This is a genomic window from Pseudomonas fluorescens (assembly GCF_041354075.1).
GTDB lineage: Bacteria > Pseudomonadota > Gammaproteobacteria > Pseudomonadales > Pseudomonadaceae > Aquipseudomonas > Aquipseudomonas fluorescens_CE.
The window spans coordinates 169,899-184,849 of record NZ_JARZGC010000002.1 but is presented as its reverse complement, the minus strand read 5'-3'; the positions used below and the strand labels follow the sequence as shown (position 1 = coordinate 184,849).

The window sequence follows — 14,951 nt, the reverse complement described above, 5'->3', positions numbered from 1 at the left end:
CCTCGTCCGATTCGTTGGAAAACAATTTGACATATATGATTTGTGATCACATATTGGACGCATAAGAACGTCCAATGTGAGCCATTACTCATGACAGACCATCCAACGCTCCTGCCCACACTGCGCCAGGTTTCCCGGGACACCTTGCAGGATCAGGTCTACCGGCAGATCCGTGAAGCGCTGATGAGCGGGCGGTTCCAGCCAGGTCAGAAGTTGACCATCCGCGGTCTTGCCGAGGCGCTGGGCTCCAGTCCAATGCCGGTGCGCGAAGCGCTGAGCCGCCTTAGTGCAGAAAACGCCTTCGAAGTCACCGAAACCTCCCGTCTTCGTGTACGCATGATGACCCCGGAGCGACTGCGCGAGATTCGCGACGCCCGGGTAGCCCTTGAAGGTTTGTTGGCCGAAAAGGCCGTCAGCCTGCTCAAGGACAGTGACCTCGAAGCCATCAGCCTTCTTTGCGACCAGATGCAGCAAGCCGCCGACAGCGTCGATGTCGCCCGCTACCTGTGGACCAACTTTGCCTTTCACCGTCGTATCTACGCCGTGGCCAATGCGGAGTTGACCGTCGCCGCCGTGGAAAATTTCTGGCTGCACATGGGGCCCTGCTTTGCCTTGGTAGCGCCGGACAAGGCACACCTGCAACGCTCGATGGAGGCGCACAACCGAATCGTTCAGGCGCTGGTCGAACGGGACGGTGCGGGCGCCCGGGCGGCGGTGACCGATGACATCATGCAGGCCGCCGATTCTCTGGCGCGCCTGATCGTCAAGAGCGACCCTGCGCGGTCGCGTGTCTCAGGAGTAAAAAAAGCATGAGCGTTCTCAATCGACTGATTCCCTACAGCGGCTTGCGAGTGCTGATCTCGGGAGGAGCCGCAGGGATCGGCGAGGTGCTGGCCGCCGCCTATATGGAAGCCGGCGCCAAGGTGCATGTGTGCGACGTCAGCGAAGCCGCCCTGGCGGCGTTCCGTGACCGTTATCCAGACAGTGTCGCCACCCGTGCCGATGTCGGCGATCCGGCGCAGATCGAGGCGGTGTTCAAGGTTCAACGCGAGCAGTTCGGCGGGTTGGACGTGCTGATCAACAACGCGGGGATCGCCGGGCCGACTGCCGGCATCGATGCAATCACCGATGAGGACTGGCAGCGCACCGTCGACATTAATCTCACCGGGCAATACCGTTTTGCTCACCATGCAGTGCCAATGCTCAAGGCATCGCCCAACGCACACCTGATTCACATTGCGTCAGTGGCCGGGCGGCTGGGCTACGCGTGGCGCACGCCCTACGCGGCGACCAAATGGGCGATCGTCGGGCTGATGAAGTCCCTGGCGTCGGAACTGGGCGAAAGCGATGTTCGCGTCAACGCGTTGCTGCCAGGCATCGTCGAAGGTCCGCGCATGGACGGTGTGATTCGCGCCCGCGCCGAACAGATGAACGTGCCCGAGGCAGAGATGCGTGAAGAATACCTGAAGAAGATTTCACTCAAGCGCATGGTCACCGCCGAGGACGTTGCCGCCATGGCGCTGTTCCTTTGTTCGCCCGCCGCACGCAACGTGACCGGTCAAGCCATCAGCGTGGATGGCAACGTCGAGTACCTCTAAGCGTCTCGACCGCTCACTGCATTAAAACCAGCGGACATTTCCGCGTTCAGCGACCCCCGAACTTTCTCGTCAAGAACAAGAATGGAGAACACTCATGTCCAAAAAACGTCCGGTCATCATCACCTGCGCCGTGACAGGCGCTATTCATACGCCTTCGATGTCGCCTCATCTGCCGATCACACCCCAGGAAATTGCCGACGCTGCCATCGGTGCCGCCGAGGCGGGTGCTTCGATCGTTCACTTGCATGCTCGCGATCCATTCGACGGGCGGCCCAGCCAGGACGTTGATCTGTTCCGGCAGTTTCTGCCGCAGATCAAGGCCAAGAGCGATGTCGTGATCAACATCACCACCGGTGGTGCGCCGACCATGGGGGTGGAAGAGCGGTTGCAGCCGGTGGCGCAACTCAAGCCGGAACTGGCGTCGCTGAACATGGGGTCGATGAACTTCGGGCTGTACGAAATGCTTGATCGGTTCACGGAATTCAAACACGACTGGGAGCGGCCTTACCTCGCTGAAAGTGATGACCGGATCTTCCGCAACACCTTTCGCGACATCGCGCACATCCTCAATGCCTGTGCCGAGAACCGCACCCGTTTCGAAATCGAGTGCTACGACATCGGCCACCTGTACACCGCCGCGCACTTCCTGCAACGCGGACTGCTCAAGGCCCCGATCTTCATTCAGTCGGTGTTCGGCCTGCGCGGCGGGATCGGCGGACACCCTGAAGACCTCGCGCACATGCGCCGCACGGCCGATCGCCTGTTCGGCGACGCTTATCAGTGGTCGATTCTCGGCGCCGGTCGCAATCAGATCCCGCTCGGCACCATGGGCTTGTCGATGGGCAGTCATGTGCGCGTCGGCCTTGAGGATTCGTTGTGGGACGGGCCAGGCAAGCTGGCAGCTTCCAACGCCGATCAGGTCAAGCGCATCCGCACGGTGATCGAGGCCTTGGGCGGCCGTGTGGCGACACCGGACGAGGCGCGGGAAATGCTCGACCTCAAGGGCAAGAACCAGGTCGATTTCTGATCACGCCTTTTGTCCACGGCAGGACCGGCCCTCGGGTCGGCCGCTGCTGGCTGAATTACCGTCCCCTCCATAAAAACAAGAGAGAGGTGAACCATGCGTATCGAAATCGTTGTTGACGTGAAGACAACGCTGGGCGAGGGCCCCGTCTGGGATGTCGAGCAGCAGCGCCTGTACTGGATCGACAGCTTCGACGGTCGCGTGCTGCGTTGTACCGTGGACGGGCGCGAGCTGCGCGCCTGGGATGTCGGGCAGAAAATCGGCTCCATGGCCCTGCGTAAGCGAGGTGATGCAGCGATCGTCGCGTTGCAGAACGGGTTATACAACCTCGACTTGCCTAGTGGCGAGCTGCAACTGATTGTCGACCCCGAGCCTGGCCAGTTACACAATCGGCTCAACGACGGCAAGGTCGATCGCCAGGGCCGCTTTGTCGTCGGTTCAATGGATACCCAGGAAGAACAGGCCAGCGCCAGGCTCTATCGCCTGGACCCCGACCTGACTCTGCATACCCTGGAGGAGGGCATCATCGTGTCCAACGGGCCCTGCTGGAGCCCGAACGGCGAAACGTTCTATTTCGCCGATACCTGGTCCGGTGAAATCTGGGCGTATGACTACGACACGGGGACGGGTGCGGTCAGCAACCGACGTCGTTTCGCGCCGGTTGATACCAGCGGTGGTGGTGCAGCGGATGGCTGTACGGTGGATGCCGAAGGCTGCCTGTGGCAGGCCCTGGTGTATGCCGGAAAACTGGTGCGCTACACCCCCGATGGGCAGGTGGATCGAATCATCGACATGCCCGTGAAGAAGGTCACCAGCCTGACCTTCGGCGGACCCAACCTCGACACATTGTTCGTCACTTCCATGGCCAAGCCACCGTTACCGCGTTTCCCCGAGGATGGTCAGCAACGCGGGGCATTGTTTGCCATTACCGGGTTGGGCGTGAAAGGCATCGCTGAAAAGCGCTTCGCCGGCTGACCCGAAAAAGAAATCGGAGCGAACCGTCAAGGACAACCCACCTTTTCTCGACAGGGCGTGAGCGGCACGCCTGGAGATGTTCCCATGCCAAATAACAAGAACGCATCGCTGGGCAAGATTCATCGTTTTTCGTGGGTTTCGCTGTTGGTGTGCTGGCTGATCTGGATCCTCAATGCCTACGATCGCGAGATTGTGTTGCGCCTGGGACCGACGATCTCCAAGCACTTCGATCTGTCGGCTGACCAATGGGGCACGGTGGCGACGGTGGTGATGCTCGCCCTGGCCGTACTCGATATTCCGGGTTCGATCTGGAGTGACCGTCACGGCGGTGGCTGGAAGCGAGCGCGCTTCCAGGTGCCTTTGGTACTGGGCTACACCGCGCTGTCCTTTCTGTCTGGCTTCAAGGCGTTGAGCGGCCACCTGGCCAGCTTTATCGCGCTGCGGGTCGGCGTGAATCTGGGCGCAGGCTGGGGAGAGCCGGTGGGCGTGAGCAACACCGCCGAATGGTGGCCGGTGGAACGGCGTGGTTTTGCCCTCGGTGCCCACCACACGGGTTATCCCATCGGCGCGATGCTCAGCGGGATCGTCGCAAGCTTCGTGATCAGCACGTTCGGCGAGGAAAACTGGCGTTACGTGTTTTTCTTCGCTTTCGTGATGGCCCTGCCACTCATGATCTTCTGGTCGCGGTACTCGACCGCCGAACGGATCACCAAGCTCTACGTGGACATCGCCGCCAAAGGCATGACCCCGCCGGACAGCACGCCGTCGACTGATGTCAAAGGCCAGGCCTGGGACACGTTCAAGGCCACATTGCGCAATCGCAACATCGCCCTGACCGCGGGCAACACCCTGCTGACGCAGGTGGTCTACATGGGGGTCAACATCGTGTTGCCGGCGTACCTCTACAACATCCTCAACCTGTCGCTCGCCGAATCGGCGGGGATGAGTGTGGTGTTCACCCTCACTGGGATTCTGGGTCAACTGATCTGGCCATCGCTGTCGGACATCATCGGCCGGCGCGTGACGTTGATCATCTGCGGGCTGTGGATGGCCGCGAGCGTTGGCGCGTTCTACTTCGCCAACACCATGCTGATCATCATCGTCGTGCAGCTGCTCTTCGGTCTGGTGGCCAATGCGGTGTGGCCCATCTACTACGCGGTCGCGTCCGATTCTGCGCAGCCTGCGGCCACGTCGACGGCCAACGGCATCATCACCACCGCCATGTTCATCGGCGGTGGGATCGCTCCAGTTCTGATGGGCACGCTGATCAGCATGGGTGGCGGGTGGACCGCACTCGACGGCTACACCCTGTGCTTCTTCGTGATGGCTGGCTGCGCATTGGGCGGGGTGCTCCTGCAGATGTTCTCCCACCGGCCCGAAACGGTGGTGGCCCAGCTGCAACGCTAAACATTTTTTGCCTCCGGCGGCGCTGGCCGCCGAAGCGCTCGACAATCGCAACTGCCAAGAGGTTTGCGTGATGACAATAACAAGAACCATTGAAACACCTGCTGCTCCCCGGGATCCGGCGACGATCAACAAATTGTTGTTCGTCAAGTTGATGCCCTTGTTGATCGCGGCCTACGTGCTGAGCTTTCTCGACCGGACCAACATTGCCCTGGCCAAGCACCACCTCGATGTGGACCTGGGTATTTCCGCTGCGGCCTACGGGCTCGGTGCCGGGTTGTTCTTTCTGACTTACGCGCTGTCGGAAGTGCCGAGCAACCTGATCATGCACAAGGTCGGGGCGCGATTCTGGATTGCCCGAATCATGGTGACCTGGGGGCTGATCTCGGCGGCGATGGCGTTTGTCCAGGGCGAGACGTCGTTCTATGTGTTGCGCCTGCTGCTGGGCATTGCCGAAGCCGGCCTGTTTCCGGGGGTGATGCTGTACCTGACGTACTGGTTTGGCCGGGAACAACGGGCCCGTGCCACCGGCTACTTTTTGCTGGGTGTGTGTTTCGCCAATATCATTGGCGGGCCACTGGGCGCTGCGCTCATGGAGCTGGACGGTGTCTGGGGCTGGCGCGGCTGGCAGTGGATGTTTGTCCTCGAGGGGCTGCCGGCCGTATTCTTCGCGATGGTGGTCTGGAAAAAACTGCCGGACCGTCCGAGCAAGGCCCCCTGGTTGACGGTCAAGGAAGCCGAGCAGATCGAGCAGCGGTTGGCGGCTGAGTCCGAGGAGGGTGCAGGCCACGGCGGACACTCGTTCAAACAGTGCCTGACGCCTCAGATCCTGTTGGCCATCCTCGTCTACTTCTGCCATCAGATCACCATCTACACAGTGATTTTTTTCCTGCCCGGCATCATCGGCAAATACGGCGCGCTGAGTACCCTGCAGATCGGGCTGCTGACCTCCTTGCCCTGGTTGGCGGCGGCAGTGGGCGCTATCGCATTGCCCCGGCTTGCCACGACACCCGCGCGATCTCGGCAAATGCTGGTGACGGGTTTGCTGACAATGGCCGCCGGGCTGGGAATTGCTTCTCTCGCCGGGCCGGTCGTCAGCCTGCTGGGCTTTTGCATCTCGGCGGTGATGTTCTTCGTCGTGCAGTCGATCATCTTTCTCTACCCGGCTTCTCGCCTGAAAGGCGCAGCGCTTGCAGGGGGATTGGGGTTCGTCAACTCGTGCGGATTGCTGGGTGGTTTTGTCGGCCCCTCGGTCATGGGGGCGATCGAGCAAAGCACCGGCAATGCCATGGACGGCATGAAAGTCGTCGCCGTGATCCTGGTGCTGGCGGCCATTGCAGCCTTGCGTTTGCGCCAGGGGCATGAGGACAAACTGGAGAAACAGTCGTTGCAGGCCCGTCGACAGGCTGCATGATGGATGTGGCAGACGGGGTGGTTACACCCCGCCTGGCACTGTTTCACTGATTACGCGTCACTCGCCAAATCGTATTGGAAAGATCGTCCGCGATGATCAGGGCGCCCCGTGGATCGACTGTGACCCCCACAGGTCGGCCACGGGTCTTGCCATCGGAGCCTCGGAAGCCAGTGGCAAAGTCGACCGGATCGCCAGCCGCCTGACCATTGCTGAAGGGCACGAATATCACTTTGTAGCCCACGGGGTTATCCCGGTTCCAGCTGCCGTGTTCGCCGACAAACACCCCTTCGGCAAATTTCTCGCCCATGGCCGCGGTCGAGAAGTCGACGCCCAATGCCGCGACGTGTGAGCCCAGGCTGTAATCGGGCTTGATGGCCGAGGCGACTTTTTTCGGATCTTGCGGTTGCGCTCGCGTATCGACGTTCTGGCCCCAGTAACTGTATGGCCAGCCGTAGAACGCGCCTTCACGCACGGAGGTCAGGTAGTCCGGGACGAGATCAGGGCCCAATTCGTCGCGTTCATTGACGACGGCCCACAGGGTTCCGGTTCCGGGCTGGATCTTCAGCGCCGTCGGGTTGCGCAGGCCCGTTGCATACGGCTTGTGCGCGCCGGTCTGGGCATCGATCTGCCAGACCATGGCCCGATCCACTTCGACCTCCATGCCGCGCTCGGTCACGTTGCTGTTGGAGCCGATGCCGACATAGAGCGAGTTGCCGTCTTCGCTGATAGCCAGCGACTTGGTCCAGTGGTGGTTGATCGCCGATGGCAATTGGGTGACGGTGGTGGGCGCGCCGTCGGCCTTGGTCTGGCCTTCGGCATAGTCGAAGCGCACCAGGGCATCCTGGTTGGCGACATAGATTTTGCCATCGCTGTAGGCCAGGCCATACGGTGCATTGAGGCTCTCGGCGAACACCGTTTGCAGCTCGTACTTGCCGTCACCATCCGCGTCACGCAGCAGCGTCAGGCGATTGCCGCCCTTGACCTTGGTGTTGCCCTGAGCCTTGATGTAGCTGGCAATCACGTCCTTGGGCTTGAGCTTTGCCGCATTGCCGCCGCGACCTTCCGCCACCAGGATGTCGCCGTTGGGCAGTACCAGCGTCTGGCGCGGGATCTTCAGGTCGGTTGCAATGGCTGTAATACTGAAACCGTCGGGCACGGTTGGCTTCTGATCGCCCCAGGCGGCGGGTTCGGCGATTTTCATGCTGGGCAACAGGCTGCGCTGGGGTTCCGGCATTTTCGGGTCCGGGCCGCGTGCCTGTGGATTGTCCGCTTCACCGCCGCATGCGCTGAGCAGCATGGCCAGGGTCAGGGTGGCGACTGGATAGACAGGTCTCATCGTGCACCTCCCGAGCGCAGGTTGCTGAGGCCGGTCCATGCCGAAGCGGCGCTGAGCAAGGTGACGATCACCGACAGGACCAGGCCGCTGGGCATGACGGCGAAGGCATCCTTGGCATGCTCGAACGCGTTGACGAGGCCGAGCACCCAGGTCACCAGCAGGAGCAGCAAGTAGACCACCGGCCGGCCGGACTTCTGGTGCGCCTGCGCCAGATTCACCAGCGCAAAGATCAACGCCAGCCCACAGCAGACCAGGGCGCCCGCAATCAGCCAGGCGGCAAAATTGGCCCACTGGATCTGATAGGTATTGGAGTAAGCGATATCACTGAGCGTGGCCCCGAGAAACAGGGCAACGGTACCGCCGAGCAGGATTGCATGCAGCGGTCCCGGCGTGATCCGCACGGCAGGGTAAGGGGTGTCGTTCACGGCAAATCCTCATCGTTTATCGACCCGTTACTGATTCACAGCGCATCCACACTGATCCATCAGGCTCGCGCTGACTGCGCGCAGTTAAGGTGATTGCCAGAGTGGCAGCGAAGTTCAAAGAAATCGTCGGGGATTGCGCCGGTGCGTCTGCGGTGCCCAATTGAATTTCTCCGCGAGCCACGGTTCAACAGGAGAGCAACCAGACACGGAGAAGGCCCGATGAGCCATTCATTCAAGGTGGGAGACGCAGTGCGTTGGAACTCGGAGGCCGGGGAGATCCACGGCAAGGTGGCCAAGGTGCACGTCAAGGATGTCGAGTTCATGGGGCGACATCGACCGGCGTCCAAGGACGCGCCACAGTACGAAGTTCGCAGCGACAAAACCGGTCACCTGGCGATGCACCATGGTGAAGCGCTTCATCGCGTTTGATCGGGTGTATTCGACCGGCGTCGGATGGCAGCGCTTACAAGGTAGGGTTGAGCAGGGCCGGGTCCGTACGTTTGAACTTGATGCGTCGGCTCCAGGCGATGGCGGGGCGTTCGAACAGGATGTAGGCGATCGCGGCTGCGGCGATGCAAACCACGATGATGAGCACGGTCGCCAGGATGTCCGAGGCCAGTCCGTCCGGCATGATGCGCCGGTAAATACGCATGAACGTGCCGGTGACCGGTGAGTGGAACAGGTACAGACTGTAGGAGATCAGCGCCAATTTCTGCACGGGGTAGCTCGTCAGGAAACCCAGCGTGACGGAGCGGTTGAGCAGCAGGCAAAACGACAGCCCGGTCAGCCCGGCCGCCACCGCGAACGAGTCGTCGCCCAACACGCCGATCATCAGCACCAGTGCGCAATACCCCAGGGCCACCCAACGGCTTTGCGCGGTGCCCGACAGGGTCTGGGCACACAGCACGCCTGCCATGAAGCTGTACCAGAAGGCGATGAACCCGCCTTTCCAGCCAATGGAGTGAATGATTTCGGTGGGCCAGAGCAGTGCCAGCAATGCGCTGGCCCAGATGAAGTGATTGCGGGTCTTGAACAGTTCACTGCCGGCGGCCTGATCGGCCAGCCACAGCAGCAGGGCGAAGGCGATGTAGAACTGCACCTCGATGCACAACGTCCAGAACACCGTGATGATGTTCCTGATCCCCAGGAAGTCCTGAAGAAAAACCATGTGCGCCAGAATGTCGGTGAACCCCGGGATCTGGATGTCGGGCTGGCCAAACATTCGCTTGGTGGCAATCACCGCCACGCCCAGTGCAATGGCGGCGTAGTAGGGCGGCGCCAGGCGAACCAGCCGGCGCCCGACGAAGTTCGCCGCGTTGACATTGTTCATCGTCAAGCGCGACGTGGTGGTCGCCATGACGATGCCGCTGAGCACGAAAAAGATCGGGACGCCCAGGTGGCCGGCGTCGAACACCGCATATTTCAACCAGGGAGGAAGGGTCGCGAGCAGTGTCGGGATGTGGCTGCCTTCGGACAAGTGGAACAGCACCACCCAAAAGGCCGCGAAGCTGCGCAGGGCATCAACCAGGGCGAGACGATGCTTGTCGTCAGTGGTGATCACACTCATTCCCGTCACTCCCTTTTGCGCCACGGATATCGTTCATTCGGTAAGGCGACCACTGAGCCGAAAGCTTAGCAGCTGGCGGCACCTGTCAAGCGGACGAACCCGACCTTCAGCGCTTTTGTTTCAAACCTGCGCAGCTCGCCGATGACAGACCCGCGATACAGACGTATCTTGCCGGTTCGCCGATTCAAACAAGACAAACAACAAGGAGTCATTCAATGCTACCGATCCGTCTCGGCCTGGTGGGTTACGGCAAGATCGCCCAGGATCAACACGTGCCGGCGATCAAGGCCAACCCGGCGTTTGAGCTGGTGTCCGTCGCAACTCAGGGGCAGCCCTGTGCCGGGGTAGAAAACTTCAAATCCCTCGCTGAGTTGCTGGAAAACGGCCCGCACGTCGATGCGATTGCCTTTTGCACGCCGCCGCAAGGCCGGTTCGCGCTGGTGCAGCAGGCGCTCGCCGCCGGAAAACATGTCTTGGTGGAAAAGCCGCCCTGCGCCACCTTGGGTGAAGCGATGGCGCTGGCTGACCAGGCCGGCAGCGAAGGGGTGAGTGCCCTGTTCGCCTGGCATTCGCGTTACGCGCCCGGCATCGAAGCCGCCCGCGACTGGCTGGCCAGTCGCACCCTGCAAAGCGTGCGGATCGACTGGAAGGAAGACGTGCGCAAGTGGCATCCGGGTCAGGCCTGGATCTGGCAGCCCGGTGGCCTGGGTGTGTTCGATCCGGGCATCAATGCCTTGTCGATTGTCACCCATCTGCTGGCACTGCCGTTGTTTGTCGAATCCGCCGAACTGCGGGTGCCGAGTAACTGCCAGTCGCCGATCGCCGCTTCGATCAGGATGTCTGATGCGCGCCAGCTCGATGTGCGTGCCGAGTTCGACTTCGACCACGGCCATGATGAACTGTGGAGCATCGAGATTCGCTGCAGCGAAGGTGTCCTGCGGCTCGATAACGGTGGTGCCGTGTTGAGTATCGATGGTGTGCGCCAGGGTGTGTCGCAGGAGGGGGAGTACGTGGCGGTGTATCGGCACTTCCAGCAGCTGATCGTCGACAGGAGCAGCGACCTGGACCTGCAACCACTGCGTCTGGTGGCCGACAGCTTTTTTGTCGGCAGTCGCTCCCTGGTCGAACCGTTCTACGACTGATCGACACGCAGCACAGGCTGCGGCAGGCTCCAGCCTGCTGCGGCGCCTGTCGGGCTGGTCATTCGAGCCAGGTATTGATCACTCGACGATCCAGCTCCTCCCAATCCGCCATGCCCAGTACCCGCGTGGTGTTTAAACCGCGCAGGTAACCGCGTAACTGGTGAGCAGTGGCCTGGACAAGGGCGGGATCGGGCGCGCGCTCGTGCACCAGGATGGTTTCATATTGGACCAGGTACTCGGCCACCCGATCACGGTATTCGGGTAGAACGGCATCGCGGATCAGGTCGAAGGTTCTCAAGCAGCGTTCCTCATAGAATCTTGGTTTTATAGGCTGTGCGTTCGCGCCGACGGCGCGCGAGTACCGCTAGAAATAATCCGGGGGATGACGAAACGCAAGTTCTAACCAACGCGAAGGCCCGGGATGTGTTTGCAAAGGGGCTGTGCAAGTTCGAATAACGCGGGACAATGCCGGTTAGCCCACCGGCCTGCCACGCGGTCAAACCGAGTAGACAAGATGAATCGTCGTAAAAAGATCAAGCAACTGCTGGAAGCTCACGCCAAGAAGGCCAATGCCAAGTTGGCGCCGAAAAACAAACCCAGGTACATCAGCAAGGCTGACCGTCTGAAACAGGAGGCGGACAGCCCTGACGCCGCAAGCACGACGCCCGAGGCCTGATCACACCCGCTCCTGGATCGAATGGAAGGCCTCAGCGCCAGCTCCACGATACGCCAACATACGCCGCCAGACCTTCGCCCGGCGTCGATCGCGCGGCGTCCAGGCCTTTGTCGTCGTAGCCCGGCGTCACGGTGGCGGCGTAGCGTTTGTCGGTGAGGTTGCGGATGTCCAGCCAGGTCTGCCAGTCGTCCTTGGGCGCGTTGTAACCCAGGGTTGCGCCGAAAATGGCGTAAGGGTCGGCGTAATAACTGTTGGCGTAGTCGACCGCGACCCTGGACACCCACTGGGTGTTGAGCGCTGCAAAGAACCCTTGGGGCCAGTCGTAGCGCAGCTCGCCCTGGTAGTAATGCATCGGCAGACCGGGCAGGCGGTTGTCGCCGAAGCGCTCATCGTCCCGGTAATGGAAATCGCTGAAGGTGTAGCTCTGGCACAGGCTCAGCTTGCCGCCGTCATCCCGGGACCATAACGTGCTTTGCAGGCTGGCTTCCACGCCCTGGTGCACCGTGGGGCTGGCGTTGAGCTCGTAAGGCGTGGTGGCGTTGGCGTCCGGCAACACCGAGAGCAGCTCGTGACGCACCTGAGCGTAATACCAGGCCAGGCTCCACTGACCGATGGCACTGTCGCCGCGCCCGCCAAGCTCGAGGGTGGTAGCGGTCTGGTTTTGCAGTTCGATCGGGTCGCGCTGGGTGCCTGTGGCCGGGCCGCTGCCGAGTGGGAAGCGCTGGTTGGCGCTGTAGATCAGCGACCAGGGATGCGGCCCTTCGACCGAGCGGCTGAGGTTGCCGAACAGTTGCAGCTCAGGTGTCAGCTGATAGCGCAAGCCCAGGCGCGGGGCATAGTCCCAGTCACCCAGGCTGGTCTTGCCGCCACCGTCGGGGTAGGTCACCGCGCTTTCGCGACGGGTGTAGATGGCAGCGAGGCCCGTGGTCAGCCAAAGATCATCGGCGATTTCCAGGTCATTGCCCGCATGCAGGACAGTATCCGAACCCTGGTAGGTGAAATTACGCATGTGCGTGCCCGGCGCGTAACCGTTGGTGTTGCCGCCGGGAATGCGCACCAGCTCGCTGGCGCCGGCGTTGGGCAGGTGCTTGGTCACGCGCAGGCCCAGGGTGCTGCGACTTTCCAGCCCCCAGAGCGTATCGCGACGCTTGTAGTCGAAGGTGCCGCTGACATCGGTGTAGGCGACCTTCAGGCGGTTGGGTCCTTCACGCAAATCCATCGGGTAGTCGTGCCAGGCCAGGCCCGTCTCGATGCTGGAATCGTCATCGAGATAAAATATGGTCTTGTTGCCGATGAAGGTACTGCCCGGTTGCTTGCGACGGTCGTCCCGCGCGACGTAGGCCGGGTTCGCCGCCCGTGGGTCATGTTCGATGGAATGCTGGGTGACCCGGCCTGCGAGTTCGTTGTCGGTCTGGCGGTAGCGCAGATAGAAGCGCGTCTCCAGGTTCGGATTGAAGCGATAACCGACGTTGGCGATGACACCCTGGCTTTCGCTGGCCGTGTGATCCTGATAACCATCGGCCCGCGAATCGGTCAGGGACAGGTAATAGTCGAGATCGCCGAGCACCTGCCCGGAGCTGATCTGCCGCTGCTGATAGCCGTGGCTGCCCATGGCGTAGCGCACTTGCAGGCGCGGCGCGGTGTAGCCGGTATGGCTGACATAATCGATGGCGCCGCCCAGTGCCAGGGCGCCACGGTCGAAACCGTTGGCGCCACGTAGCACTTCAACATGATCGAGCCAGAGGGGTTCGAGCAATTCATAGGGTGTACCGCCCGGGCCGGTCAGCGGCAGGCCGTCGAGCATCGTGTACAGCCCCGACGCGTGGGCGCCCGGAGCGCGGTTGATCCCTGAACCGCGGATCGAAATCTTCACCCCTTCATTCCCCGCCGATTGCGCATAGACGCCTGGCTGATACGCCAGCACATCCTGGTTGCTGGCGACTCGGCCTTGCAGCGGGCGACGCATGTCCACGACGTTGGTGCCGCCGGGCACCTCGGCCAGCCGGGCGTTGGCGTCTTCGATGGATTGCGCCTGACTGCCCGGTTCTTCAGCCCCGATCAACACCTCGCCCAGTTCCATGCCGGCGGCTTGTGCCATGGCCGGGGAAAAAAGCGCCAGGCCCAGCAACGCGGCGGGCAAGGATTTGGGCGAGGGCATTGATGGAACTCCAACTTCTGGGAACGGGCAGTGAAGAACTGCGACGTAGGGAGGGACGAAGGAAACACATGGGAATTTTGGTTTTTTTGTCCGGCCAGGGTTGCCGTTTGCCGCTCTTCTCCCGGAAACGTCAGCAAGCGGCGGTTACCGGTCTGGCAGCGTGCGTCGAGTCGTTGTCCGAGGCCGGGGCTTCAATCGTGCAACCCAACCGTCTCATCCAGATGATCGATGTGCTTGAAACGGTCGACCAGAAAGTCGATCAGGCGGCGTACCCGGGCGGAAAGGTGCAACTGTTGCGGGTACACCGCGTAGACATCGGCGCGCGTCGGTGTCTGGTCTTCCAGGACCAGCCGCAGTCGGCCACTGCGTACGTAGCGGGCGATGTCCCATTCGGCGCGCAACAGGATTCCGTGGCCCTCCAGTGCCCAGTTCAGTGCCACCTCGCCGTCATTGCAACCCAGGGCACCGCGTACCTTGACGTTTTGCGTGCGGCCACCGTTGGTGAAGCTCCACACGCCGTAGGGCGTTTCGTTTTGTCGCAGAAAGATGCAGTTGTGTTGTTGCAGATCCGCCAGTCGTTGCGGCACTCCATGTTTTTCAAGGTAGAGCGGCGAGGCGCACAACAGCCGGCGGTTGGACGCGATCTTGCGGGCATGCAGGGCAGCATCCGGCAGCGTGCCGAATCTGATGCCCAGGTCGAATCCGTGCGTCGCCAGATCCAACGGGTGATCGCTGATTTCCAGCTGGACTTCAATCTCCGGGTACTGTGCGAAGAACGCGCCGAGGGCGGGGCCGATGTACCGACGACCAAAGCCCAGGGAAGCGTTGACCCGGATCAGCCCCTTGGGGGTGGCCCGAGTGCTGTTGATCAACTGCTCGACCTCATCGATCTGCGTCAGGATGCGCGCAGCGTGGGAGAACAGCAGTTCGCCTTCAGCGGTCAGGCTCATCGAGCGCGTGGTGCGATTGACCAGGCGGATACCCAGCCGTGCCTCCAGCGCGCTGAGGCGTTTGCTCACCGCCGGGGGTGTGATGCCAAGCTCACGGGCGGTCGCAGCGAGGCTGCCCTTGTTGGCCAGCAGATAGAAAAATGACAAATCCAGGGTCTGGCTCATTCGTAACTCAAAGTTATTTATGTAGTGATTTTGAGTAACTCACACCTATTTCTTCACTACATATACTCCGCTCACACCCTGCTTGAACAGCCCGTTCGACAGGTAAAACAAGAACGT

At 61.5% G+C, this 14,951-nt stretch carries 15 protein-coding genes; 9 read left to right on the top strand and 6 right to left on the bottom strand.

Features of this window, described 5'->3' with window-relative positions; all coding sequences use genetic code 11:
* Nucleotides 1–90 precede the first annotated feature (90 nt).
* The 6 genes from QIW53_RS03130 (at nt 91) to QIW53_RS03105 (ending at nt 6,415) form a co-directional block, all read left to right on the top strand.
* Nucleotides 91–813 (top strand): GntR family transcriptional regulator, encoded by a 723-nt coding sequence (locus QIW53_RS03130; protein WP_371048233.1) that lies wholly within the window; start codon nt 91–93, stop codon nt 811–813.
* Entirely contained in the window at nt 810–1,598 is a 789-nt protein-coding gene (locus tag QIW53_RS03125) for an SDR family oxidoreductase (protein ID WP_371048232.1), read from the top strand. Before QIW53_RS03130 ends, QIW53_RS03125 begins: the two co-directional genes overlap by 4 nt.
* Nucleotides 1,599–1,692: 94 nt before the next feature.
* On the top strand, nt 1,693–2,625 hold the full coding sequence (locus tag QIW53_RS03120) for a 3-keto-5-aminohexanoate cleavage protein (RefSeq protein WP_371048231.1): 933 nt from the start codon (nt 1,693–1,695) through the stop codon (nt 2,623–2,625).
* A 93-nt stretch (nt 2,626–2,718) separates the two neighbouring features.
* On the top strand, nt 2,719–3,597 hold the full coding sequence (locus QIW53_RS03115; protein WP_371048230.1) for an SMP-30/gluconolactonase/LRE family protein: 879 nt from the start codon (nt 2,719–2,721) through the stop codon (nt 3,595–3,597).
* 84 nt (nt 3,598–3,681) lie between these two features.
* Entirely contained in the window at nt 3,682–5,004 is a 1,323-nt protein-coding gene (locus tag QIW53_RS03110; protein ID WP_371048229.1) for an MFS transporter, read from the top strand.
* A gap of 70 nt (nt 5,005–5,074) precedes the next feature.
* Nucleotides 5,075–6,415, top strand: a complete 1,341-nt coding sequence (locus QIW53_RS03105; protein WP_371048228.1) for an MFS transporter — start codon at nt 5,075–5,077, stop codon at nt 6,413–6,415.
* Between the two features lie 43 nt (nt 6,416–6,458).
* On the opposite strand, the gene QIW53_RS03100 is transcribed toward QIW53_RS03105, so the two are convergent.
* Nucleotides 6,459–7,751, bottom strand: a complete 1,293-nt coding sequence (locus tag QIW53_RS03100; RefSeq protein ID WP_371048227.1) for a PQQ-dependent sugar dehydrogenase — start codon at nt 7,749–7,751, stop codon at nt 6,459–6,461.
* Entirely contained in the window at nt 7,748–8,176 is a 429-nt protein-coding gene (locus QIW53_RS03095) for a DUF2231 domain-containing protein (RefSeq protein WP_371048226.1), read from the bottom strand. The genes QIW53_RS03100 and QIW53_RS03095 overlap by 4 nt, the downstream gene beginning before the upstream one ends.
* Nucleotides 8,177–8,395: 219 nt before the next feature.
* On the opposite strand from QIW53_RS03095, the gene QIW53_RS03090 reads away from it, so the two are divergent.
* Nucleotides 8,396–8,605, top strand: a complete 210-nt coding sequence (locus QIW53_RS03090; protein ID WP_371048225.1) for a DUF2945 domain-containing protein — start codon at nt 8,396–8,398, stop codon at nt 8,603–8,605.
* Nucleotides 8,606–8,639: 34 nt separating this feature from the next.
* On the opposite strand, the gene QIW53_RS03085 is transcribed toward QIW53_RS03090, so the two are convergent.
* Nucleotides 8,640–9,743, bottom strand: coding sequence for an acyltransferase family protein (locus QIW53_RS03085; RefSeq protein WP_371048224.1), 1,104 nt, complete (start codon nt 9,741–9,743; stop codon nt 8,640–8,642).
* A gap of 215 nt (nt 9,744–9,958) precedes the next feature.
* On the opposite strand from QIW53_RS03085, the gene QIW53_RS03080 reads away from it, so the two are divergent.
* Nucleotides 9,959–10,885 carry a Gfo/Idh/MocA family protein gene (locus QIW53_RS03080; RefSeq protein WP_371048223.1) on the top strand — a complete coding sequence of 309 codons (927 nt, stop codon included), beginning with the start codon at nt 9,959–9,961 and terminating at the stop codon, nt 10,883–10,885.
* 58 nt (nt 10,886–10,943) lie between these two features.
* Here the strand turns inward: QIW53_RS03080 and QIW53_RS03075 are convergent, their stop codons facing one another.
* Entirely contained in the window at nt 10,944–11,183 is a 240-nt protein-coding gene (locus QIW53_RS03075) for a hypothetical protein (protein WP_371048222.1), read from the bottom strand.
* Nucleotides 11,184–11,399: 216 nt separating this feature from the next.
* On the opposite strand from QIW53_RS03075, the gene QIW53_RS03070 reads away from it, so the two are divergent.
* A complete protein-coding gene (locus QIW53_RS03070; protein ID WP_371048221.1) occupies nt 11,400–11,561 on the top strand; it encodes a DUF2986 domain-containing protein in 162 nt (53 codons plus the stop codon).
* A gap of 31 nt (nt 11,562–11,592) precedes the next feature.
* Here the strand turns inward: QIW53_RS03070 and QIW53_RS03065 are convergent, their stop codons facing one another.
* Entirely contained in the window at nt 11,593–13,719 is a 2,127-nt protein-coding gene (locus tag QIW53_RS03065; RefSeq protein ID WP_371048220.1) for a TonB-dependent receptor family protein, read from the bottom strand.
* A gap of 191 nt (nt 13,720–13,910) precedes the next feature.
* A complete protein-coding gene (locus QIW53_RS03060) occupies nt 13,911–14,834 on the bottom strand; it encodes a LysR family transcriptional regulator (protein ID WP_371048219.1) in 924 nt (307 codons plus the stop codon).
* Nucleotides 14,835–14,951: the final 117 nt, after the last annotated feature.

What these genes read in the sequence shown, in the direction of transcription:
- QIW53_RS03070 (WP_371048221.1), top strand. Translation starts at nt 11,400, where the DNA reads ATGAATCGTCGTAAAAAGATCAAGCAACTGCTGGAAGCTCACGCCAAG.
- QIW53_RS03110 (WP_371048229.1), top strand. Translation starts at nt 3,682, where the DNA reads ATGCCAAATAACAAGAACGCATCGCTGGGCAAGATTCATCGTTTTTCG.
- QIW53_RS03115 (WP_371048230.1), top strand. Translation starts at nt 2,719, where the DNA reads ATGCGTATCGAAATCGTTGTTGACGTGAAGACAACGCTGGGCGAGGGC.
- QIW53_RS03125 (WP_371048232.1), top strand. Translation starts at nt 810, where the DNA reads ATGAGCGTTCTCAATCGACTGATTCCCTACAGCGGCTTGCGAGTGCTG.
- QIW53_RS03105 (WP_371048228.1), top strand. Translation starts at nt 5,075, where the DNA reads ATGACAATAACAAGAACCATTGAAACACCTGCTGCTCCCCGGGATCCG.
- QIW53_RS03120 (WP_371048231.1), top strand. Translation starts at nt 1,693, where the DNA reads ATGTCCAAAAAACGTCCGGTCATCATCACCTGCGCCGTGACAGGCGCT.
- QIW53_RS03060 (WP_371048219.1), bottom strand. Translation starts at nt 14,834, where the DNA reads ATGAGCCAGACCCTGGATTTGTCATTTTTCTATCTGCTGGCCAACAAG.
- QIW53_RS03085 (WP_371048224.1), bottom strand. Translation starts at nt 9,743, where the DNA reads ATGAGTGTGATCACCACTGACGACAAGCATCGTCTCGCCCTGGTTGAT.
- QIW53_RS03100 (WP_371048227.1), bottom strand. Translation starts at nt 7,751, where the DNA reads ATGAGACCTGTCTATCCAGTCGCCACCCTGACCCTGGCCATGCTGCTC.
- QIW53_RS03130 (WP_371048233.1), top strand. Translation starts at nt 91, where the DNA reads ATGACAGACCATCCAACGCTCCTGCCCACACTGCGCCAGGTTTCCCGG.
- QIW53_RS03090 (WP_371048225.1), top strand. Translation starts at nt 8,396, where the DNA reads ATGAGCCATTCATTCAAGGTGGGAGACGCAGTGCGTTGGAACTCGGAG.
- QIW53_RS03065 (WP_371048220.1), bottom strand. Translation starts at nt 13,719, where the DNA reads ATGCCCTCGCCCAAATCCTTGCCCGCCGCGTTGCTGGGCCTGGCGCTT.
- QIW53_RS03080 (WP_371048223.1), top strand. Translation starts at nt 9,959, where the DNA reads ATGCTACCGATCCGTCTCGGCCTGGTGGGTTACGGCAAGATCGCCCAG.